The sequence below is a fragment of the Pseudoxanthomonas sp. LjRoot127 genome (assembly GCF_964253495.1).
Classification (GTDB): Bacteria; Pseudomonadota; Gammaproteobacteria; order Xanthomonadales; family Xanthomonadaceae; genus Pseudoxanthomonas_A.
Window position 1 is genome coordinate 221,959 of sequence record NZ_CAXUQR020000001.1, and the last position, 21,599, is coordinate 243,557.

The 21,599-nt window shown below is 69.0% G+C and carries 15 protein-coding genes; 12 read left to right on the forward strand and 3 right to left on the reverse strand.

Features of this window, described 5'->3' with window-relative positions; all coding sequences use genetic code 11:
* The first annotated feature begins 66 nt into the window (after window positions 1-66).
* From ACSQ19_RS01085 to ACSQ19_RS01140, 12 genes are read left to right on the forward strand one after another with little or no spacing between them, the layout of a single operon-like run.
* Window positions 67-690 (forward strand): XrtA/PEP-CTERM system exopolysaccharide export protein, encoded by a 624-nt coding sequence (locus ACSQ19_RS01085; protein ID WP_296282592.1) that lies wholly within the window; start codon window positions 67-69, stop codon window positions 688-690.
* Complete coding sequence (locus ACSQ19_RS01090) at window positions 687-2,246, forward strand: XrtA system polysaccharide chain length determinant (RefSeq protein ID WP_296282591.1); 1,560 nt, start codon at window positions 687-689, stop codon at window positions 2,244-2,246. The genes ACSQ19_RS01085 and ACSQ19_RS01090 overlap by 4 nt, the downstream gene beginning before the upstream one ends.
* Window positions 2,243-2,989, forward strand: coding sequence for a polysaccharide biosynthesis protein (locus ACSQ19_RS01095; RefSeq protein ID WP_296282590.1), 747 nt, complete (start codon window positions 2,243-2,245; stop codon window positions 2,987-2,989). Before ACSQ19_RS01090 ends, ACSQ19_RS01095 begins: the two co-directional genes overlap by 4 nt.
* Window positions 2,990-3,012: 23 nt before the next feature.
* Complete coding sequence (locus ACSQ19_RS01100; protein WP_435999373.1) at window positions 3,013-4,365, forward strand: outer membrane beta-barrel protein; 1,353 nt, start codon at window positions 3,013-3,015, stop codon at window positions 4,363-4,365.
* A 9-nt stretch (window positions 4,366-4,374) separates the two neighbouring features.
* Complete coding sequence (locus tag ACSQ19_RS01105; RefSeq protein ID WP_435999375.1) at window positions 4,375-5,184, forward strand: polysaccharide deacetylase family protein; 810 nt, start codon at window positions 4,375-4,377, stop codon at window positions 5,182-5,184.
* Window positions 5,181-6,329 carry a glycosyltransferase family 2 protein gene (locus tag ACSQ19_RS01110; protein WP_435999377.1) on the forward strand — a complete coding sequence of 383 codons (1,149 nt, stop codon included), beginning with the start codon at window positions 5,181-5,183 and terminating at the stop codon, window positions 6,327-6,329. Before ACSQ19_RS01105 ends, ACSQ19_RS01110 begins: the two co-directional genes overlap by 4 nt.
* The gene (locus tag ACSQ19_RS01115; protein ID WP_435999379.1) at window positions 6,326-7,558 is read left to right on the forward strand and encodes a glycosyltransferase; all 1,233 of its coding nucleotides are present in this window, start codon (window positions 6,326-6,328) and stop codon (window positions 7,556-7,558) included. Before ACSQ19_RS01110 ends, ACSQ19_RS01115 begins: the two co-directional genes overlap by 4 nt.
* On the forward strand, window positions 7,548-8,720 hold the full coding sequence (locus tag ACSQ19_RS01120; protein WP_296282585.1) for a glycosyltransferase family 4 protein: 1,173 nt from the start codon (window positions 7,548-7,550) through the stop codon (window positions 8,718-8,720). Before ACSQ19_RS01115 ends, ACSQ19_RS01120 begins: the two co-directional genes overlap by 11 nt.
* A complete protein-coding gene (locus tag ACSQ19_RS01125; protein WP_435999381.1) occupies window positions 8,717-10,504 on the forward strand; it encodes an asparagine synthetase B family protein in 1,788 nt (595 codons plus the stop codon). Before ACSQ19_RS01120 ends, ACSQ19_RS01125 begins: the two co-directional genes overlap by 4 nt.
* A complete protein-coding gene (locus ACSQ19_RS01130; protein WP_435999383.1) occupies window positions 10,494-11,669 on the forward strand; it encodes a glycosyltransferase family 4 protein in 1,176 nt (391 codons plus the stop codon). Before ACSQ19_RS01125 ends, ACSQ19_RS01130 begins: the two co-directional genes overlap by 11 nt.
* Before the next feature lie 2 nt (window positions 11,670-11,671).
* A complete protein-coding gene (asnB, locus tag ACSQ19_RS01135) occupies window positions 11,672-13,552 on the forward strand; it encodes an asparagine synthase (glutamine-hydrolyzing) (protein WP_435999385.1) in 1,881 nt (626 codons plus the stop codon).
* A 3-nt stretch (window positions 13,553-13,555) separates the two neighbouring features.
* Window positions 13,556-14,914 carry an O-antigen ligase family protein gene (locus tag ACSQ19_RS01140; protein ID WP_435999387.1) on the forward strand — a complete coding sequence of 453 codons (1,359 nt, stop codon included), beginning with the start codon at window positions 13,556-13,558 and terminating at the stop codon, window positions 14,912-14,914.
* A 1-nt stretch (window position 14,915) separates the two neighbouring features.
* Here the strand turns inward: ACSQ19_RS01140 and ACSQ19_RS01145 are convergent, their stop codons facing one another.
* The 3 genes from ACSQ19_RS01145 to ACSQ19_RS01155 form a co-directional block, all read right to left on the reverse strand.
* Window positions 14,916-15,704 carry a YdcF family protein gene (locus tag ACSQ19_RS01145; protein ID WP_435999389.1) on the reverse strand — a complete coding sequence of 263 codons (789 nt, stop codon included), beginning with the start codon at window positions 15,702-15,704 and terminating at the stop codon, window positions 14,916-14,918.
* Window positions 15,705-15,732: 28 nt separating this feature from the next.
* Window positions 15,733-17,223 (reverse strand): lipopolysaccharide biosynthesis protein, encoded by a 1,491-nt coding sequence (locus tag ACSQ19_RS01150; protein WP_435999391.1) that lies wholly within the window; start codon window positions 17,221-17,223, stop codon window positions 15,733-15,735.
* Between the two features lie 92 nt (window positions 17,224-17,315).
* Window positions 17,316-21,209 (reverse strand): non-ribosomal peptide synthetase, encoded by a 3,894-nt coding sequence (locus ACSQ19_RS01155; RefSeq protein ID WP_435999393.1) that lies wholly within the window; start codon window positions 21,207-21,209, stop codon window positions 17,316-17,318.
* Between the last annotated feature and the right edge of the window lie 390 nt (window positions 21,210-21,599).

The window sequence follows — 21,599 nt, forward strand, 5'->3', positions numbered from 1 at the left end:
CGGTGGCCGGGCGCGGGCACTCCCTGCGTTGTATGGGGCAATCCGCACCAACACAGGGGATGTTCCATGAACCGCACCTTCGCCGGCCTTCTGGCCGTCGTCCTGGCGCTTCTTCTCGCCGGCTGCGCCTCCGGCAACGCCGGCAGCAAGTCCGCACCGCCGCAACAGGCCAGCACCGCCGTCGAGAACTACCAGATCGGCGTGGACGACATCGTGCAGGTGTCGGTCTGGCGCAACCCGGAACTCGGCATCACCGTGCCGGTCCGCCCGGACGGGATGATCTCGGTCCCGCTGGTGGGCGACGTGTCGGCCGCCGGCCACAGCCCCGCCGAGGTCGCCAAGGACATCCAGGAAAAGCTCGGCGCCTACGTGCGCGACCCGCAGGTCGCCGTGATCCTGACCGAACTGCGCAGCCACGAGTACCTGTCGCGCGTGCGCGTCACCGGTGCGGTGCGCCAGCCCGTCTCGATCCCCTATCGCCCGGGCATGACGGTGCTGGACGCCGTGCTGGCCGCCGGCGGCGTCACCGAGTTCGCCGCGCCCGACCGTTCCAACCTGTACCGCAAGACGGCCGACGCCACGCAGAGCTACGCCGTGCGGCTGGACCGCATCCTCAACCGCGGCGACCTGAGTACCAACTTCACCGTCGCCCCGGGTGACGTGATCACCGTGCCGGAACGCGTCCTGTGAACCAGTCCGCTGCCTGGGGAGCGCCCGAAGAGGGGCGCTCCGCGTTCGATGCGGTACCGGTGCTGAGCAAGGAGTTCAAGCGTCGCGCCGTGCTGCTGGCGAGCCTGTTCGCGGGCATCGCGCTGCTCGGCCTGGTCATCGGCATGATGCTGCCCAAGAAGTACACCTCCTCCACGATCATCCTGGTGGAAGACCGCAACATCATCGCGCCGCTGATGGAAGGCCGCGCAGTCGCCACCAGTGTCGTCGACCGCGCCAGCATCCTGCGCGAAGTCGCCTTCAGCCGCCGCGTGATGGAAGAGATCCTCAAGACCGGCGGCTGGATGGAGGACAACCCCACGCCGCTGGAGCAGGACAAGCTGATCGAGAAGATCATCGACCGCACCAGCATCAGCAACCCGCGCGCCAACCTCATCGAGATCGCGTACAGCGACTCGGACGCCACGCGGGCCTACGAGATCACCCGCCGTTTCGCCGAACTGGTCATCCAGGAAAGCCTGGCCACCAAGGAACGCGAGAGCAGTGAGGCGTACGCCTTCATCGATTCGCAGGTGAACCAGTACCACGAGAAGCTGACCACCGCCGAGGCCGGCCTGGAGAACTTCCGCCAGAGCACGCCCGATGCGCGGCCGGGTACGGACGTCGACGTCAACGCCCGCATCGGCGAGCTGCGCCGCATCATCGAGGGCGCGCGGATGGAACTGATCGACCTGCGCTCGCAGGAGGCCGCGCTGCAGTCGCAGCTGTCGGGCGAGAGCGAGATCACCCTGGTGCAGACCCGCGCCGGCCAGTACCGCGCGCGCCTGGCCGAACTGCAGTCCGATCGCGACCGCCTGTTGTTGCAGTACACCGAACAGCACCCGGACGTGGTGCGCGTGCAGCACCAGATCCGCGACGTGGAAGAAGACCTGCGCCGCGAGGAAAACGCGCCGCGCACGGCGGGCACGGCACTGGAGGGCCCGGCCGCCTTCAATCCGCTGTACGGCGAATTGAGGAGCAAGCTGGCCGAAGCCCGCCGTCGAAGCGCCGCCACCGCCGCGCGCATCGGCAGCGCCGAGCAGATGCTGGCCAGCGAGATGGCGCGCAGCAACCGGATCGCCTCGTCGGAGAGCACGCTGGCCGAACTGACCCGCGACTACGAGGTCAACCGCGATCTCTACCAGGACCTGCTGAAGCGCCGCGAGAACGCCCGCGTGTCGATGAACCTCGACGCCGAGCAGCGCGGCCTGAGCTTCCGCATCCAGGAGCCCGCTCAGATGCCGCTGCGCCCGAGCGGCCTGCGTGTCATGCACGTGGCCGGTGCCGGCATCGCCCTGGCACTGTTGATTCCCCTGGGCGTGCTGTTCGCGCTGATCAAGCTGGATCCGCGCGTGCGCTCGCCGCTGCAGATCGAGCGCGAAGCCGGACTGCCGGTGCTCGGCACCATGCCGGCGTACCTGACCGGGCGCCGGCGGCGCAAGGCGTTGCGGCGCTACGCGCTGGCCGCGTCGCTGTTCCTCGCCGTGCCGCTGCTGTACGGCCTGACCTATACGCTGAAGGTAATGGAAGTCCTATGAGCAACCCGATCAGGCCGCTGGGCAACGACGCCGCGGGCGACCGCGACGAGCACGTCGCCAGCCGTTCCATCGCGCCGCGCGCACCGGTCACCGCCCTCAGCCCGCTGCAGCTGGAAGACCGCGCCACCATCTACCGCAGCGATGCGGCACGGCGCGAAGTCGACGCCTTCCGCGAGCTGCGCACCCAGCTGCTGTCCGTGGCCGAGGGCAATTTCATCACCCTCGTGACCCCCGTGAGCCCCGGCAGCGGCGGCAGTTTCGTGGCGCGCAACCTCGCCGTGGCGGTCGCGTTCGACGAGACCAAGAGTGCGCTGCTGATCGACTGCGACCTGCGCCAGCCCACGCAGGACCGCACGATGAAGCTGTCCGCCGAAGGGGGCGGCCTGGTCGACTACCTGGAAGACCAGGAACGCACCACCGAGAGCGTGCTGTACGACACCGGCGTGCCGCGCCTGCGCCTGCTGCCCGCGGGGCGCACGCGCGAGACGGGCTCGGAGTATTTCTCGTCCTTCCGCATGCGCCTGCTGCTGGATTCGCTGCGCAGCCGCTACCCCAACTGCCATCTGTTCCTGGATGCGCCGCCGGTGCGCGGCGCGCCGGATGCCCGCATCCTCTCGGAACTGGCCGATGTCGTGGTGCTGGTGGCCGGCTACGGGCGCGACACGCCCGCCGCCATCGCCCAGGCGGCCGCGAACTTCGACCCGAAGAAGTTCGCCGGCGTCGTGTTCAACGAAGGCGTCTGACCCACCTGCGCACGGAAGAAACCATGGCCACGTCCCGCCACAGCCTCCACCGTACCCTGTCCACGCGCCGGCGCATCCTGTGCGCCGCACTCGCGGCCGCCTTGCCGTTCGGTGCGCAGGCCGCGCGCCTGGATTACGACGTCAGCATGCGCTACATGCATAGCGACAACATCGTGCTGCAGGCAGCGAACGAGATCAGCGAGGACATCCTCTCGCCGCAGGTCAGGTTCGACCTGACCCACGACAGCTCGGTGCTCACCACCCGGCTGCGCGGCAACGTGCAGTACCTGGACTACATGGACGATGTCTACCAGGACGATACCCGCGGCGAGTTCACCGGCGAGCTGGAATGGACGCTGCTGCCCGAGCGCCTGACCTTCTACGCCCGCGATTCCCTCAGCGAGCAGTCGGTGGACTCGCTGGCCGCGTTCACTCCCGGCAACCAGCAGAAGATCAACGTCTTCGAAGCAGGCCCGACGCTGATGGCCCGTTTCGGCGAGACGATGCGCGGCGTGCTGGACCTCCGCTACACCAACAGCTGGGCGGAAGAGACCGAGACGTTCAACAGCGATCGCTACTCGGCCGCGGCACGCCTGCTGCGCCCCCTGAGCACCACCGACACGCTGGTATTCAATCTTGAGGCCGGGCAGACCGAGTACGACACTATCTCCGAGTTCTACAACTACAAGCGCTACGACGCCTATGTCACCTACCTGAGCGAACTGTCCAAGCTCAATCTCGACGTCAGCGCCGGTTATTCGCGGCTGAAGCCGGAAGGTGCGGATGGAACGTCCAGCGCGCTGTTCCGCGGCTATGCAGGCTGGCAGGTCGCGCCGCGCAGCCAACTGAGCGGGCGGGCCAGCTACCAGTTCGGCGACGCCTCGCAGGACCTGATCCAGCGCGTGGGTGCGCCGGGCGAACCCACCGATCCGGGCACCCCCGGTGGTCCGGGCGTCGGCCAGCCGGGCGATCCGAACCTGCAGATCATCCCGGACACCTTCAAGCAGAAACGTGCGAGCGTGGGATACGAGTTCACCGGCGAGCGCCTGACGCTGCTGGCCGAACCGTACGTCGAACAACTGCGCTACCTGCGCGACGAGAGCTTCGACGCCGACAACTCTGGCATCTCGGTCTCCGCACGTTACGGCCTGACCGCGCGCCTGAGCCTGACCGGCGTGGCGCAGCGCTACAAGCGCGAGTTCACCAATATCGACCGCGACGATACCGACACCATCCTCGGCACCGGCCTGGCGATGCGCTTCAGCCGTCATTGGGGCGCGCAGGTCGACTACCTGCACCGCAAGCGCAACAGCTCGATCAGCAGCCAGGACTATGTCGAGAACGTCGTGGCCCTGTCGGTCACGTTCTACCGCTGACGCCGCGCCATGCCGCTCCCCACCCCGCCAGCCGTGGAACCCGGCCCCGTCGTCGCGCTGATGTACCACGCGTTGCATACCGGCGCCGTGCCCGACGGGCAGGATCCGCACTACACGCTCGCGGTGGACGAGTTCGACGAACAGATGCGCGAAGTGGCGTCCGCGGGGGGTGGCAGCAGCGCCGCCGCGTTGCTGGACGGCACCTCGCAGGCGCGCGTACTGGTCACGTTCGACGACGGGCACGCCAGCAACCACGCGCTCGCGCTGCCGCTGTTGTCGCGCCACGGCATCACCGCCGACTTCTTCATCAATCCCGCCACGGTCGGCACCCCCGGCTTCCTCGACTGGCGCCAGCTGCGGGAGATGGCGGATGCGGGCATGTCGATCCAGTCGCATGGCTATGACCACGTCTACCTCACCCAGCTCGATGCGCACCGCCTTCGACACACGCTGACCGCCGCGCGCGAGGAGATCGAACAGCGCATCGGCACGCCGGTCACGCTGCTGGCACCGCCCGGCGGCCGCATGCCGAAGGACCTGCTGCCGATCGCACGGGAGTGCGGCTACACGCACGTGCTTTCGTCGGAACCCGGCGTGCTCGCCGCCGCGGATGGCGCTACGGGCCCGCTTCCCCGCATGGCGATGACGGCGGCGACGCGGCATGTGACCTTCCAGCGCTGGATCCGGCGCGACCCGGTGGCCATCGGCCACGAGCGGTTGCGCTACCGGGGCCTGGCGCTCGCCAAGCGCATGCTCGGCGACACCGGTTACGAACGCCTGCGTGCCGGTGCCCTCGGCGTGCTGGGACGGCGCGCATGACCCTGCTGTTCTGGGCATCGCTGGCCCTGGTGGCGTTCGCGTACGCAGGCTATCCGCTGCTGATGGCGTTGCTGGCCCGCGTCCGGCCGCGCCCGGTCCACGCCGCGGCCGCGCTGCCCACGATCGACGTGCTGCTGGTGGTGCACAACGGCATGCGCGAACTGCCCGCGAAACTGGACAACCTGCTGGCGCTCGACTACCCGCACGACCGCCTGCGCATCAACGTGGCGTGCGATGGCTGCACGGACGGCAGCGACCGGTTCGCGGCACAACGGGATCCGCAACGCATCCGCGTATTCGCCTTCGGCGAGCGGCGCGGCAAGTCGGCCTGCCTGGGCAACGTGGTGCCGCTGCTCGATGCGGACATCGTGCTGTTCAACGATGTGCGCCAGCGCATCGATCCCGCGGCGGCGCGCGCGCTCGCCTCGGTACTGGCGGATCCCACGGTCGGGGCGGCGAGCGGCGAACTCGTGCTGGAAGCCGGCGATGGTTACGGCAAGGGCGTGGACGCCTACTGGCGCTACGAGAAGGCGATCCGGCGGCTGGAAAGCGCCAGCGGTTCGCTGGTGGGCGCCACCGGCGCGCTGTACGCCGCACGTCGCACGCTGATCCCCGCCATCCCCGGCGGCATCGTGCTGGACGACATGTGGATCCCGCTGGGCATCGCCCGTGCGGGATACCGCACCGTGTTCGTGCCCGAGGCCCAGGCCTTCGACCGCACACCGGCCAATCCCGCCGACGAGGAACGCCGCAAGCGGCGCACGCTGGCCGGAAACTTCCAGCTGATCCACCTGCAACCTGCGCTGGCCATCCCGGGCGCTCACCCGCTCGCCTGGCGGCTGTGGGGCCACAAGTGGCTGCGCCTGCTCGCGCCCTGGCTGCTCGCGCTCGCGCTGTTGTCGAACGTCGCGCTGGCGCTGCGAGGCGGCATGCTCTATCCGCTGCTGCTCGCGTTGCAGCTGTCCGGCTACGCCATCGCCGTGCTCGGTCGCGGCTGGCCGCGACTGGCGACGCTGCTGCCGGTGCGCCTGGCCGTTGCGTTCCTCAGCCTCAATACCAGTGCCATGCTCGCCCTCGCGGACTACCTGCGCGATCCCGAGGCGCACCTCTGGCAGACCACCCGACTGGAAGACGTTCGCCGATGACCGCCCACCCTCCCCTGCAACGCGCCGTGTACGTGGTGTCGTTGTTTCCCTGCTGGTCGGAGACGTTCATCGTCCGCGAGATCACCGCGCTGATCGAGAACGGCGTCGACGTACGGATCATCTCGCTGAAGAAGCCGTCGGAGACGCTGGTGCAGGCCGATGCGCAGGCCCTGATGGACCGCGTGCGGCATCCGCGTTCGCCGCTGCATGCACTGTGGGGCGCGACCAAGGCCTTCCTGCGCAATCCCGGCGCCGTCATCGCTACCCTCGGCAGCGTCGTTGCCGACAGTTGGCGTTCGCCATCGGTGCTGGCCAAATCGCTCGCCGCCTGGCTGCGCGGGCTGGAGCACGTGGACTGGCTGCACGGTTTCAAGCCGCAGGTCCTGCACGCGCACTGGGCGACCTACCCGTCTACCGCCGCCTGGACGCTGTCGCGCGTCCTGGACGTGCCGTTCGGTTTCACCTGCCACGCGCACGACATCTTCATCGAACGGCAACTGATCGCACGCAAGATCCAGGATGCCGCCGTCGCCGTCACGATTTCGCGCTTCAACGTGGAATGGCTGAGCGAACGCGAGACCGCGCAGGCGCGTGACAGGCTGCATGTGATCCATTGCGGCGTCGACCTGCGCGCGAATCCCTGGCAGCCGGACGGCCGCCTGCCGCACCAGATCCTCACCGTCGGCCGGCTCGACCCGATCAAGGGCTTCGCCACGCTGGTGGAAGCGCTCGCCCTGCTGCAGGCGCGCGGCGTCGATTTCCAGTGCCGCCTGCTGGGGTCCGGCCCGCTGGATGCGTCGCTGCGCGCGCTCGCGCAGGCCCGCGGCGTGGCCGACAGGATCGAGTTCTGCGGTGCGCAGCCGCAGGACGTCGTGCGCCGCTGGATGGGCGAGGCGGCATTGTTCGTGCTGCCTTCCGAAGTGGCGCCCGACGGCAACCGCGACGGCATCCCGGTGGCGCTGATGGAAGCCATGGCCACCGGCTGCCCGGTCGTCAGCACGCGCGTGTCCGGTATTCCCGAGCTGGTCGAGCACGAAGCCACCGGCCTGCTGGTGGACGAAAAGCAGCCGGCCGCCCTGGCCGATGCCATGCAGCGCCTGCTGGAAGATGCCGACCTGCGACGGCAGGTCGTCGCTGGAGCCCGTGCCAAGGTCGAGCGCGAGTTCGACGCGCGCAAGGAGGCACGCCGCTTGCAGGACCTGATGGAGGGTGTCGCACATGCGTCCTAGGAAGCTGCTGGTGGTAAGCGACGAGATGGAAGTGGGCGGCAGCCAGCGCCAGATCACCTACCTGCTCGGCGGCCTGGACCGTCGACAGTGGCAGGCGGAACTCGTGTTCTTCCGCAAGGAGTCGTTCCTGGTCCGCGACCTGCGCGCGCAGGGCATCGTGGTGCACCACATTCCCAAGCGTGGCCGGCTTGACCTGCGCTTCGTGCTGGCCTACGCGGCGCTGTTGCGCCGCCAGCGCTACGACCTGGTCCACGCGTTCTCGCTGACGGCGGAACTGTGGACGATCGTGTCCGGCTGGCTCGCGCGTCCGCGGCCTCCCATGGTGGCGTCGATCCGCGGTTTGTACCTGGACGAATCCGAACGCTTCTGGCGCATCAAGCGCTTCATCCTGTCGCGCTCGGCGGCGGTGATCGCGAATGCGCGAGCCGGCGCAGTCGCCGCGGCCCAGCGGGCGGGCGTGCCGCTGGCGCGGATCGACGTGGTGCCGAACGGCATGCTGCCCCCCGAGCCCCTGCCCATCGGCCAGCGCGAGGCCCTGCGCCAGGCCATCGGCGCGCCGGCGGACCGTCCTTTCGCGTTGTTCGTCGGCCGGCTGGTGAAAGAAAAGAACCTGGCCTGCCTGATGCGCGCCCTCGCCCGCCTTCCCGCGGATGAACGCCCCTGGGTGGCGCTGGCCGGCAACGGACCGTTGCGCGGCGACATCGACGCGATGCGCGAGGCGGCCGGTCTGGACGCCGATGTACGTTTCCTAGGCGAACGCAAGGACACTGCCGCCCTGATGCAATCCGCCGATTTCCTGATCCTCCCCTCTTCGTACGAAGGCATGTCGAACGTTCTCATGGAAGCCATGGCGGCCGGCTGCCCGGTGATCGCCTCGGACGTAGGCGGCAATCCCGAGCTGGTGGAGGACGACGCGACCGGCCTGCTGTTCCCCAGCGACGACGCCGAAGCGCTCGCGCGTTGCCTGCAGTCGCTCGGCACGGACGCGGCATTGCGCCAGCGGCTGTCGCAACAGGCGGCCCAGGTGGCGCGCCAGCGCTATTCGGTGGAGCAGCTGGTGCGATCGACGACCCGCGTCTACGACCGCTGCCTGCAGGCACCGGCCACCGACGCCGGCGCCGTTCCGCTGTCGCCCATCGGCTCAGCACGGGACGACGCATGAGCTCCGCCGGTTCGCTCTGCGAAGACTTCATCCTGGCCAGCGGGCCGCAGGCCGCTGCCTGGCTGGCGACCAAGCCCGGCCTGCAGGTGCGGGACGTGGGTGGCGGAACGCTGCAGGTGGCCACGACCGCCGGGGTGCGGCATGGCCGGCACGCCGACGGCCGTCACTGGCTGGCGATCGCCGACCTGATCTCGGGCGATCTCGAGGAGGCTGCCGCCGGTACGGCGACGGCGCCGCAGCGCCACTGGCGTGGTCGCTTCGCCTCCGCCAGCTGGCAGGCCGGCCCCGCCGGACTCACCGCGTTCACCGACCACTTCGGATCGCTGCCGCTGTTCTGGTACCGCCGCGACGGCCATTTCGCCGTCGCCACCGATCTGCGCCTGTTGCTCGACGCCCCGGGCGTCGGCAATGAGGTCGACCTGACGGCGGTCTACCACTACCTCAACTTCACCTGCATCCCGGCGCCGCTGACCATCCATCGCGACATCCGTCGCGTCGAGCCGGGCTGCGTGCTCACGCTCGATGCCGGCGCTGACGGCAGCACGCGCTACTACCTGCCGGAGTATCCGGCCGACCTGCAGGGCACCGACACGCAGCTCGCGCACGATCTGCGCGAACGCATGATCGCGACCGTGCAGGACTTCCGTCCTTCATCGGATGGGGACTGGGGCTGCTTCCTCAGCGGCGGCACCGACAGCAGCAGCATCGTCAGCATCCTGGCGCGCCAGGGCGGATCACAGGTGCACAGCTGCTCCATCGGCTTTCCCGAAGCCGGTTATGACGAACTGGATTTCGCGCGACTGGCCAGCGAAGCCTGTGGCGCACAGCCGCACCTGGCGAAGGTCGACCGCCACCGTGCGCTCGGCCTGCTGGACTCGGTGATCGATGCCTACGACCAGCCTTTCGGCAATGCCTCGGCCGTACCCACGCTGGCGTGCGCCGAACTCGGCCACAGCCAGGGTTTCGCGACCATGCTGGGCGGCGACGGCGGCGACGAGATCTTCGGCGGCAACCAGCGCTACGCCAAGGACAAGGTGATGGAGGCGTTCTACCGGCTGCCTTCCCCGCTGAAGGCGGCCGCGCGCGCCATTGGCGAGACCGTCGGCGGCGGCCATGTACACGTGCTCAACCGCGTGCAGAACTTCACCCGCCGTGGCTCGCTGCCGAACCCGGACCGCTTCTATACCGACGACTCCTTCGCCTCGGATTTCTACGGCGAACTACTGACGCCCGCCTTCCGCGCGCAGGTGCCGCAGGATGCCTCGCTGGACTTCATGCGTGGCGTGTACGCCATCGGTCCGCGCACGGAACCGCTGCACCAGATCATGCGGCTGGACCTGCTGATGGCCATCGCGCAGAACGACCTGGTGAAGGTCCATCGCGCCTGCCGCCAGCACGGCGTGTCGGTGCGCTTCCCGTACCTGGATCCCGCGCTGGTCGACTACTGCGGGCGCCTGGCGGCGCACTACAAGGTGCGCGGCCTGAAGAAGCGGTATCTGTTCAAGCAGGCGGTCGCCGACATCCTGCCTGCGGAGATCCTGAGCAAGCGCAAACAGGGCTTCGGTTTGCCCATCGCCATATGGATGAAGGAAGACCCTGCCCTGCAGGCGCGCGTGCGCGAGGTGCTGCTGGATGAGCGCACCCGCCAGCGCGGCTGGGTGAACCCGGCCTTCATCGAACGCCTGGTCGACCTGCACATGGCCGGTGGCTGGGACCACTCCAACGCGCTCTGGCAACTGCTGGTGCTGGAGCTGTGGATGCGGAGGTACATGGATGTCCGCTGACGCGTTGCGCGTGCTGATGGTGATGGAAGCCGCCTATCCGGCGCACAAGGGCGGTGGCGCGGAGGCGCAGGTCCGTACGCTGGCGCGCGGCCTTCGCGCGCGGGGACACCGCGTCACCATCCTCGTACCCCGCCTTCCCTATGCGTCGCCCGCGCGCGTCGAGCGCGTGGATGGCGCGGTCGTCTGCCGGCTGGCCTTCCCGCGCCTGCCGCTGCTCGCCAGTCCGTTGCTGTGGCTGCGCACGATCGCCTTCCTGTATGCACGCAGCCGTCGCTACGACGCGTGGCATGTCCACATCGCGCACCGCATGGCCGCGATCTGCGCGGTGATGGGCCAATGGCTGGACGTTCGCGTGCTGACCAAGGTGTCCGGCTGGTGGGAACTCGAGAAGGGCACGCTGGCGCCGCGCACGGGCCTGGTCGACACGCTCGCCCAGCGCGCGCTTCGACGCACCGAACACTGGCAGGCGATCAGCCGCCGCATCGCGCGCACGCTGGAATCGCGCGGCATTCCGCCGGAGCGCATCGTCGCCCTGCCCAACGCGGTCGACACGTCGCGCTTCGCCGGCATCCGTCGTGACGGCGCCCTGCCGCCGCGCTTCGTGTTCATCGGCCGGCTGGAGGCGGAAAAGGGCCTGAACGTGCTGGTCGACGCCTTCTCCGACATCGCGCAGGACCACCCCACGGCCGGCCTGCTGCTGGTCGGGACCGGCCGTCTGGAAGCCGAACTCAAGGCGCGCGTGCGTGCGCTCGACCTGGAATCGCGCATCGCCTTCGCCGGCCACCGCGACGACATCGAAGCCCCCTTGGCCGAAGGCAACATCGGCGTGCTGACCTCGCGCATCGAGGGCCTGTCCAACACCTTGCTGGAATCGATGGCATCCGGCCTGCCGATGGTCGCCAGCCGCATCAGCGGCAACGAGGATTTCGTGCGCCCCGGCGAGAACGGCTGGCTGTTCGAACCCGGCGACCGTGCCGCCCTGGCGACGTGCCTCGCGGAGGCGGCGGCGATGGATGGCGCCAGGCGCACCGCCATGGGTGAAGCCGCCCGCGCGACGGTACGGACGCACGCCGGCCTCGATCAGGTGCTCAACCGGCTGGTACAGCTGTATCGCGGCGAACGCCTGCTTGCCCACGGCACGCCCGCGCACAACGGGAACGCCTGACCATGTGCGGCATTGCAGGACTCGTGGTCGCTCCCGGCCAGCCGGCGCCCGACCCCGCGCTGGGCCGGCGCATGAACGCCGTCATCCACCATCGCGGTCCCGACGACGAGGGCCTGCACCACGACGAGCGCGCACTACTGGGCATGCGGCGGCTGTCGATCATCGACGTCGGCGGTGGTCACCAGCCGATGTACGGGGCCGACCACCAGGTCACGATCGTCTTCAACGGCGAGATCTACAACTACCGCGAACTGCGCGCGGGCCTGGAGCGCGATGGCCACGCCTTCGCCAGCCAGAGCGACACCGAGGTGATCCTGCAGGGATACCTGCGCGACGGCGTCGGCATCTTCGCGCAGCTGGACGGCATGTTCGGGGTCGCCATCTGGGACCGCCGCACGCAGGAACTGGTGCTGGCCCGCGACCGCCTGGGCGAGAAACCGCTCTACTACGCGCACGACGAGCGCCGCGTGCTGTTCGGTTCCGAGTTGAAGTCGCTGCTGCAATCTCCCGACTGCCCGCGCGACCTCAACGACGATGCGCTCCGCGCCTACCTCACCTACGGCTACGTGCCGTCGCCTTACAGCGTGTTCGCGGGCGTCCACAAGCTGCCGCCTGCGCACTTCCTGCGCTACCGCGACGGCCAGATCAGTCTGCATCGCTATTGGCAGCCCTCGCTCTCGCCCAAGACCTCGCTGAGCGAGCCGGAAGCGGCGGAGCAGTTGGAGGCGTTGCTGGACCGTGCGGTCGCGAGTCGACTGGTATCGGATGTGCCCTTCGGTGCCTTCCTCAGTGGCGGGCTCGATTCCAGCACGGTTGTCGCGCTGATGGCGCGCCACCTGGGACAGCCGGTGAAGACGTTCACCATCGGCTTCAAGGAAGCGGCCTACAACGAACTCGACGACGCGCGCCGCGTCGCGGCGCATCTGGGCACCGAACACCATGAACTGGTGGTAGAGCCCGATGCGGTCGACCTGCTGAAGACGCTGGTCTGGCACTTCGACGAACCGTTCGCCGACTCCTCCGCCGTACCGACCTTCCTCGTCTCGCAACTCGCGCGGCAGCACGTGAAGATGGTGCTGACCGGTGACGGCGGCGACGAGATGTTCGGCGGCTACGACCGCTATCTCAAGCTGATGAAGCTCGAGCGCCTGGGCGCGATGCGGGGCCCGGTCGCGGCAGGATTGTCGCTGGCCGGTGCCGTGGCGCCCAATCCGTACGGCGAACGGCTGGCCCGCGTCGGCGAGCGCCTGCGGCTGCGGTTCGACGAGCGTTACCTGAGCGGCGTCGCCGTCATGCGCTCGGACATCGCGCAGCGCCTGCGCCCGCAGGCGGGCGGCAGCAACCACTTCCACCTGCCGGCACTCGCACAGCCCGGCAGCGATCTCGGTGCGGGTGACGAACCGCTGGACCGCGCGGTCGCCATCGACCTGCAGAGCTATCTGCCCGATGACATCCTCGTGAAACTCGACCGCATGGCGATGGCCGCGTCACTGGAAGGGCGCTCGCCGTTCCTGCAGCCGGACCTGGTGCAGTTCGCGCTGTCGCTGCCGGTGGGCTACCGCGTCCGCGACGGCCGCGGCAAGCACCTGCTGCGCGAGGTGGCCAACAAATGGTTGCCGCCGCGCGCCATCAGCAAGCCCAAGCAAGGCTTCGCGATTCCGCTGGCGGACTGGTTCCGCGGGCCACTGCGCACGCTGGCCGCCGACACCTTCGGCAGCCGTGCCTTCCGCGAACGCGGCCTGCTGCAGGCGTCCGCCGCGCAGGCGCTGCTGCACGACCACGTGGAGCGCGACATCGATCGCAGTGAGGCGCTGTGGCAGGCGCTCTGCCTGGAACTGTGGGCGCAGCGCTTCCTCGACGGCGACGTCGCGTCAGGAGCCTGACCCATGTGGATGCGGCTGCTGCTCGCGGTGCCCCTGCTGTTCATGCCGAACATGCTGCACCTGTCGGTGGACACCGGCATCCCGGGGCTGAACCTCGCCAACATCATCTTCATCGTGGTGCTCGGTGCGCTGCTGATGGGGGGCCGTCGCTACCAGCCGCTGGACCCGCGCGGCTACCTGACGCCGGCGCTGCTGCTGCTCTTCGCCGCCCTCACCATCGCCTTCCTGATCGCGCAGGCCACCATGCCGCGCAACTTCATGGAGGATTTCACCTATCTCAAGAACCTGATCTTCTATCCGCTGCTGTACTTCGTCTACCGGCGTTGCGGTCAGGATGCGAAAGGAACGCGGCAGCTGATCATCTTCGTCATGATCGTCGCGGCGGTGGCGGGCGTGGAGGCGATCCGCGAAGGACTGGACTACGGGTTCGGCAACTACAACGAATCGCGGCGTGCCTCGGGCCCGTTCGGCACCGACTACTCGACCGCCAACCGCGCGGGCGTCTTCTACGCGATGTTCCTGCCGATGTTCATCGCCATGGCGCTGTTCTTCCGCAAGCAGAAGTTCTGGCGCATGGCGGCGATCGCCGGCTGCGCGATCATGGTGGTCGCGATCATGGCGACCTATTCGCGCCAGTCCTACCTGATCGCGCTGGTCGCGTTCGCCCTGCTGCTGGTGCGTCGCAACGTGGTGCTGGCGGTGGCCATCAGCCTGCTGATGGTGCCCGCGATCGGCTTCCTGCCGGAGAGCGTCACCCAGCGCGTGGCCGAGACCGAGCAACAGGACTCGGTGGGCGAAGAACAGCTCGACGTCAGTACCGCCAGCCGCTTCGAGATCTGGGGCGGCGCCACGCAGATGTGGACCGAACACCCGGTGGGCGTCGGCCTGAACCGTTTCAAGCAGCATATCGGCACGTACGTGCCGCGCTATGCAGGCTACGACGCGCACAGCATCTACTTCCTGATGCTGGCGGAATGCGGGCCGCTGGGCCTGTTCGCCCTGCTGTTCCTGCTGGCGCGCGTGCTGTGGATGGGCGTGCGCTTCACGCGCTCGGTGCCTGCCAGCGATGCCGAAGGCAAGGCACTCTCGCTGGGTTTCATTCTGCTCGCGGTCTGCACCGCCTTGGGCAATGTCTACGGCAGCCCGTTCTTCGAAGGCGCGGTGATGGCCAACTTCTGGGCGCTGTGCGGCCTGATGGAGCACTACTTCGCCCTGAAGCGCCGTGCGCCCGCGACGGGCAGCGTGGCGGCGGCCGGCCCCGCGCCGGCCAACGAACCGGCGCCGGCGATGCGCGGCATCGGCGACCGCTTCCCCCTGGCGGCGCGCATGGCGCCCCGCCGCTACGGCAGGACCGACGACTGACTTAGCGCGCGTGGTCGGGGAAGGTGCCATCCGCGCGCGGCAGGGCCGCCTCGCGGTCGTACAGGCGATAGGCCAGCAAACCCACCCATTCGTGCAAGGCGGCTTCGGTCTTGGCCAGGCCACCACTGTCGGGCACCAGGAAGCCTGCGTGCTGGAACGCGACGTAGCGTTCATCGGTCGCGAGAGGGCATGTACGGAAGCCCGCCTGCTGCAGCGAAAAGGAAGCCCGCGGCATGTGCAGTGCGGACGTGACCAGCACGATGTCGCGCGGCAACGCCGGCGTCAACGCCGCAAGGTGGCGGGCGTTCTCCCACGTCGTGCGCGAATGCGTTTCGAGCCGCATGGCGTCGGCCGGCACGCCCAGTGCGCGCAGGTAGGCCGCCATCAATCGCGCCTCGGGCGGGCTGCCCTGCCAGCCGCTGCCGCCGGCGAGCACCAGCTGCCGTCCCGGCGCCTCGCGCCACCAGCGCGCCGCCGCTTCGGCGCGCCGACGGCTCGCTTGGGTCAGCACGCTGTAGTTGTCCTGCGTGTGCGCCTTGCGGTCCACGCCGCCGGCAAGCACGACCGCCACACCCGGTGATCGCGCACGGCAGTCGGCGGAAGGCGTCACCCGACTTTCCAGCGAATGCACCAGCAGGTTGGCCACCCAGGGTGTCATGGCGATGAAGGACACCACGATCACGCCCATGCAGACCGCGCGCCACAGGCGCATGCGGGGTCGCCACGCGAGCGAGACCGCCAGGCCGACGAGCGCCAGCAGCAGCCATGACAGCGGCGACAGCCACCACATCAGGCGCGTGACTCCCGCGGGTGCGCGGTCATGCGGCGCTCCGCGTCCGCCAGTGGCGTGCCAGGTCGCGCAGGCGCGCGTCCAGCATCAGTACCGGCAATACGTAGAGCAACACCCACAGGCCACCTGCCGCGAACAGCCTTGCCCACGGCGACGCCAACCCGAACAGGCCGCTTCCTTCCACCGCCAGCACGAACGCCAGTCCCGCACCGCCCGCCACGCTCCACGCGCGCAGATCGGGGCGGTAGCGCAGGTCGCGCGGGCACAGCAGGTAAAGCCCGAACCCCAGCACGGAGAAACTGGCCACCGTGGCCCACGTCGCGCCCAGATAGCCATGCGCGGGGATCAGCCACAGGTTCAGCAGCGCGTTCAACGCGGTGGCCGCCAGCGTCATGTAAAGCACCGTCTTCGAACGCTTGTGCAGCAACAGGCCATAGCCGCCGATTTCCAGCAGCGGGTACAGCGCATACAGCGCTCCCAGCCAGGCGAACACGGCGCCGGAGGGTGCCTTGTCGGCGCCGCTGATGGCCTGCACGGCTTCGCTGCCGATGCAGCCGATGGCCACGGCGATACCGACCGACGCGTACGTCATGGGGAACAGCACCTTGGCCTTGAGCGCGCGCACCGCCTCCGCACCCCCGGTCTCCCAGCTGCGATTGGCCACCGGAATGAACGACTCCGACAGCGCCGCGCTCATCAGCAGGCTGACCTGCAGCGCCAGCGAGTAGCCGATGGTGAAGATGCCCACCGCGGCGAAATCCCCGGTGATCCCCTTCAGCATCAGCCGGCCGATGGAAATCAGCAGCACCGTGGCGATCTCGTTCACCACCAGCGGCATGCCGTAACCCAGCGTCCTGCGCATCTGCGACCAGTCCAGCTGGCGCGAGAACGAGAGGTGCTTGCGCACCCAGTACACGTAGAACACCACCACGATGCCGGCGGCCAGCATCTTGCCGCCGTAGGCCGCCATGGCGGAGCGTTCCAGCCAGGCGACCGCGCCCACCATCAGCACCAGTTCCAGCCATCGCCACGCCACCCGGGTAACCATCAGCACGCCGGAGTGCTCGCCTGCGCGCAGCACCATCTGCACCAGGCTGACGAACACCTGCAGCGGCACCATCATCACCGCCATCCACAGCACCGGCGAGAACGAGACGCCGCCGAACCAGTCCACGCACGCGAACACCGTGATGCCCACCGCCCAGATGCCGCACGACACCAGCAACGGCAGCAGGAACATGTTGGTGGCGAACCCCGGCAGCGCGCGGGCTTCGTCCTGGTAGGGATAGAAGCGCAGGATGGCGTGCTGCGCGCCCAGCTTCGCCACGGCGACGCCGATCATCAGCCACGTCTCGTAGTAGCCGAGGATGCCGTACTGCGTGTTGTCCAGCAGCCGCGTCAGCAGCGGGAACGACACCAGGCCGGCGACCATGACCAGCAGGCTGGCCGAGGAGTAGCGCAGGTAGTGCGCGCCCACGCTTCGCTTTCGCGGCGCCGTCGTGCCGTCTTCGCGGCTCATGGCGCGGGCTTGCCGCGAAAGACGGCGGGCAGGGGCTGGGAAGAAACGGCGTCAGGCATCACGGGTACAACGCACAAAGGCGCGCCGGTCGGTCATGGCCGGGCTGCCTGTACCCCCGCGACGCAGGCGGCGAAGCGCTGCGCGAGCTCCGGCTGGTCGATGAAGTCGTGGTGACGGCCGGGTAGCGTGTACACCTCGATCCGGCCTTCCACCCACCCGCGCCAGCCCAGCGCGTCATCGTCCTCGTGCCCACGCAGGGGGGTCCGGAACAGGGCGACGTCGCCCGGATAGGGGTGCGGCCGATACGAGGCGAGCGCTTGGTGATGGGCGCGCTCGACCTGTTGCAGGCGTACCTGCTGCGGCAAGGGAAGTCCCGGCGAACGCCGGTGGCGCCAGCCCGCACGCGGCGAGTCCCACAGCCGCACGCGCAGGCGACGGAGGAGTTCGGTCCATGGCGTGTGCGCCAGCGCTTCGCGCCAAAGCGGCACGCGCCGCCACCACCGGCGATGCATCAGGCCGGGCCCGAACGTATCGAACATCGCCAGCAGCACCATCTCGCGCCCAGACGCACGCAGCAGGCGCGCCGTTTCCAGCGCGAGTACACCCCCCATCGACCCGCCTGCCAGCATCAGCGGGCCCTGCGGCCGCGCGGCCTGGATCGCGGTGGCATAGGCGTCGGCCATGGTCTCCACACGTGTCGAAGCGGCCGACATCCCGTCGAGACCCGCCGCCTGCACGCCGAAAACCGGCTGCCACGATGGCAACGCGTCGAGCAGCGGCATGTAATTGAGCACGTTGCCGCCGACGGCATGCACGAGGAACAACGGTATGCCGTGCCCGCCGGCACGCAGGGTCACCAGGCACCGTCCGTCCGCGACCGCGACACCTTCGCCCTCGCCGGCCACCGCCACCGTCGCCTCGATGGCCTGCGCAAGCGTGGCCACGGTGGGATGCGCGATCAGCGTGGCCAGCGGCAGGTCCACGCCATGCCGCCGGTGGAGTTCGTTGAACATGCGCACGGCCAGCAGCGAGTAGCCACCGGACTCGAAGAAATCGTCATCCACCCCGACCTCGGACCGCTGCAGCAATCGCGCCCACTGTTCGCAGAGTTCGCGCTCAAGCGGCGTGCGGGGCGCGACGCGGCGACGCAGCGGCGTGGAGGCATCCAGCGTGGGCGGCGGCAGCGCGCGCCGGTCGATCTTGCCGTTGGGCGTCTTCGGCAGGCGTTCCAGTACTTCGATGTAGTGCGGACGCATGTAGGCCGGCAAGGCAGCCGTCAAGCGCTGGCGGAGGCGTTGCTCCACCCCGGCCGGCTCGGCCGCCGTCGACGCATACAGCACAAGCACCTGGTCGCCGCCGTCTAGGGTACGCACGACCGCCACGCACTCGGTGACGCCGTCGTCGCCCGCCGCCGCTTCGATGTCGCCCGGTTCGATGCGGTACCCGCGCAGCTTGATCTGCTCGTCCGCGCGCCCGTGGAAGTGGAGCCGCCCCGCATGCAGGCGGCCCAGGTCGCCGGTGCGGTACATGCGCGAGCCGTCATCGGCGAAGGGATCGCGGACGAACCGCTCGCTGCTCAGGTCGGGCCGATGCAGATATCCATCGGCAACCCCTGCGCCGCCGATCCATATCTCTCCCAGCGCGTGCGGCAGGGCCGGTCGCCGCTGTCCATCCAGCAGATAGAAGCGCGTGCGGGCGACCGGTTGTCCCAACGGCACGGTGTCCTCGCTTCCGTCGATGCGATGAAGGCTCGACCATACGGTCGTTTCCGTCGGCCCATACATGTTCCAGAGTTCGCGGCATTGCCCGTGCAGCGTACGCGCCAGCGGAAGCGGCAACGCTTCGCCGCCGACCAGCAGGCGCAGGGGCGCGAGCACCTCGGTGCGTCCCACCTCCTGCAGCAGCGCCATCAGCGACGGCGTGGTCTGGAACAGCGTGCATCCGTGCCGCTCGATCAAGCGGCACAGGGCTTCGGGGTCGCGATGTTCCGCATCGTCGGCGATCACCACCTGCGCGCCGCAGACCAGCGGCAGGTACAGCTCGAGCGCGGCGATGTCGAACGAGAGCGTGGTCGCCGAGCACACCACGTCGTCACGGGTACAGCCCGGCTGTTCGCGCATCGTGGCCACGAAGTTGACCAGGTTGCGATGCAGGATCCGCACCCCTTTCGGTTCACCGGTCGAGCCGGACGTGTACAGCACGTAGGCCGCATCGTCTTCCGCGACCCGGGGCAGCGCTCCGTCCTCACCGGTCGACTGCACTTCCGCCAACGTGAGCAACGCCCGACCTTCCGCCAGTCCGTCGGGCAGCGCCGCGCCCTCGCCGACCAGAAGCGTGCGCAGGCCGGCATGGTCGGCCATGTGCCGCAGGCGCTGGGGAGGAAAGGCCAGGTCCAGTGGCACGTAGGCCGCCCCGGCGCGCAGCACCGCCACGACCGCCACCAGCATGTCCAGCGATCGCGGCAGCGCGATGCCGACCAGATCGCCACGCCCGATGCCACGCGCGGCAAGTCCGCCCGCTGCGGCGCGCGTGCGCTGGTCGAGCGTCGCGTACTCGATCGAATGGGGCCCGCATGCGGCGGCCTTACGCGCCGGATGCGCGGCGAAGGCCTGTTCCAGCATCGCCACCAGGGACGGGGCATCCCCGCCCGGCGGTGCGATGTCGTTGACGAGCGCGAAGTTCGCCAGCGGCTGCGAGGACGTCAGGTCGATGGACTGGATAGCCGCCTCGTTCCCTGACGCGACTTCCTCCAGCAGGCGCAGGTACAGGCCCACCCAGTCGCGCAGCGTCGTCGCGTCGTACAACGCGGTCTGGTATTGCACCTCCAGCACCAGAGCCCCGGGCGTCTGGTGCCAGTAAAAACCCAGTTCCCAGGCGGCGGCCGAACGCGGAAGCACGTTCAACGCGCAGCGCACGTCTTCCATGCGCAGCTTGTCGAGCGACGGGGCCAGGGTGAAGATGGATTCCAGCAGCAGCATGCGCCCCGCGTGCCGCGGCAGTTGGAGCGCATCCACGATGCGTCCGAGCGAAGTGTCCTGGTGATCCGCCGCCTCCGCCAGGCGGGCCTGCACCTGTCGCGCCAGCGCTTCGAGCGGGGCGGCCGGGTCCACCTCCACCCGCAGCGGCAGGGTGTTGTCGGTATCGCCCACGACGCGCGCGCCACCGCCGCGTGCCGCACCGGCGAAAGGAATGCCGCAGACCAGGTCGGTCTGTCCGCTCAGCCGATGCAGCAATGCGAAGTACGCCGACAGCAGCAGCGCGAACCGCGTGGTGCCGGTATCGCGTGCGCGCTCCCGGATCTGCTGCCACCGCGCCACGGGCAGCTCCACCGTGAAACTGGCGGCGTCGAAACGGATCCGCGCAGGCCTGGGCCGATCGGTGGGCAGCCGCAAGGGTTCCGGCAGCGTGGCGAACCGCGCGCGCCAGTACGCCAGGCTGCGCGCGCCTTCGGGCCCGTCGCGACGCGCGCGTTCTTGCCGCACGAAGTCGCTCCAGCGATCCGCAGCCGGAATGCGTGCACGCGCCTCGGGCGTCGTCGCGTTGTAGTGGTCCATCAGGTCCTTCAGCACCACCCGCATGGACCACCCATCCATCACCAGGTGATGCGCGGCCATGAACAACCGATGGTGGTCGGGCGCGAACGCGTACAGGATGCCCCTCACCAGGGGTGCGACCGCAGGATCGAACGGTGTCGCGCGCCACCGGCGGCACGCGGCGGCGTAGGCGGCTTCCGCGTCGTCCACGGCGGACAGGTCTTCGACCTGCAGCGCCACCGCGCACTGCGGCTGGTAGAACTGCTCGGTACCGTCGCGCGAAAACGCGACCGCCAGCGCCTGGTGCCGCGACACCACCTCGCGCAGCGCATTCTCGAAGCGCGTGCGATCCAGCGGCCCATCCATCACCAACTCGAAGGCTTCCCCGAACGCCAGGGTGGCCTCGTCGCTGTAGCGGCTCCCCAGCCACTTCTCCGCCTGCGCATCCGTCAACGGAAACCGGAGGTCACCCGCATGCCCTGCCCCTGGTGCATCTTTCCGCAAGAATGGCCTCCTGATGCACATTCCTCCCTTTGCCTTCGAGTATAGGCAAATGTGAGACGTGCGACCCGGTTTGGCGTCTTGCAGTGTTGACGGGGACGCCGCGCCATGGCGTCTACTCGCTCCCCAGACGACACGCTGGCTGCGGCCATGTCGTTCGTGAAGGTGTCCTTCACGATGCTGTGGGCGGGCTGTATACCAGCGCCCATAAAGCGCAAAAACGTGAATCAGGTTTGAATCCGGCCAGAAGCGATTCGCCGATCCGTGAACCAATCGGCAGCGCCACGCATAACGTCGTATAGACTGGCCATCGGACAGGGGGTCCCCGTTTTTCGATACACA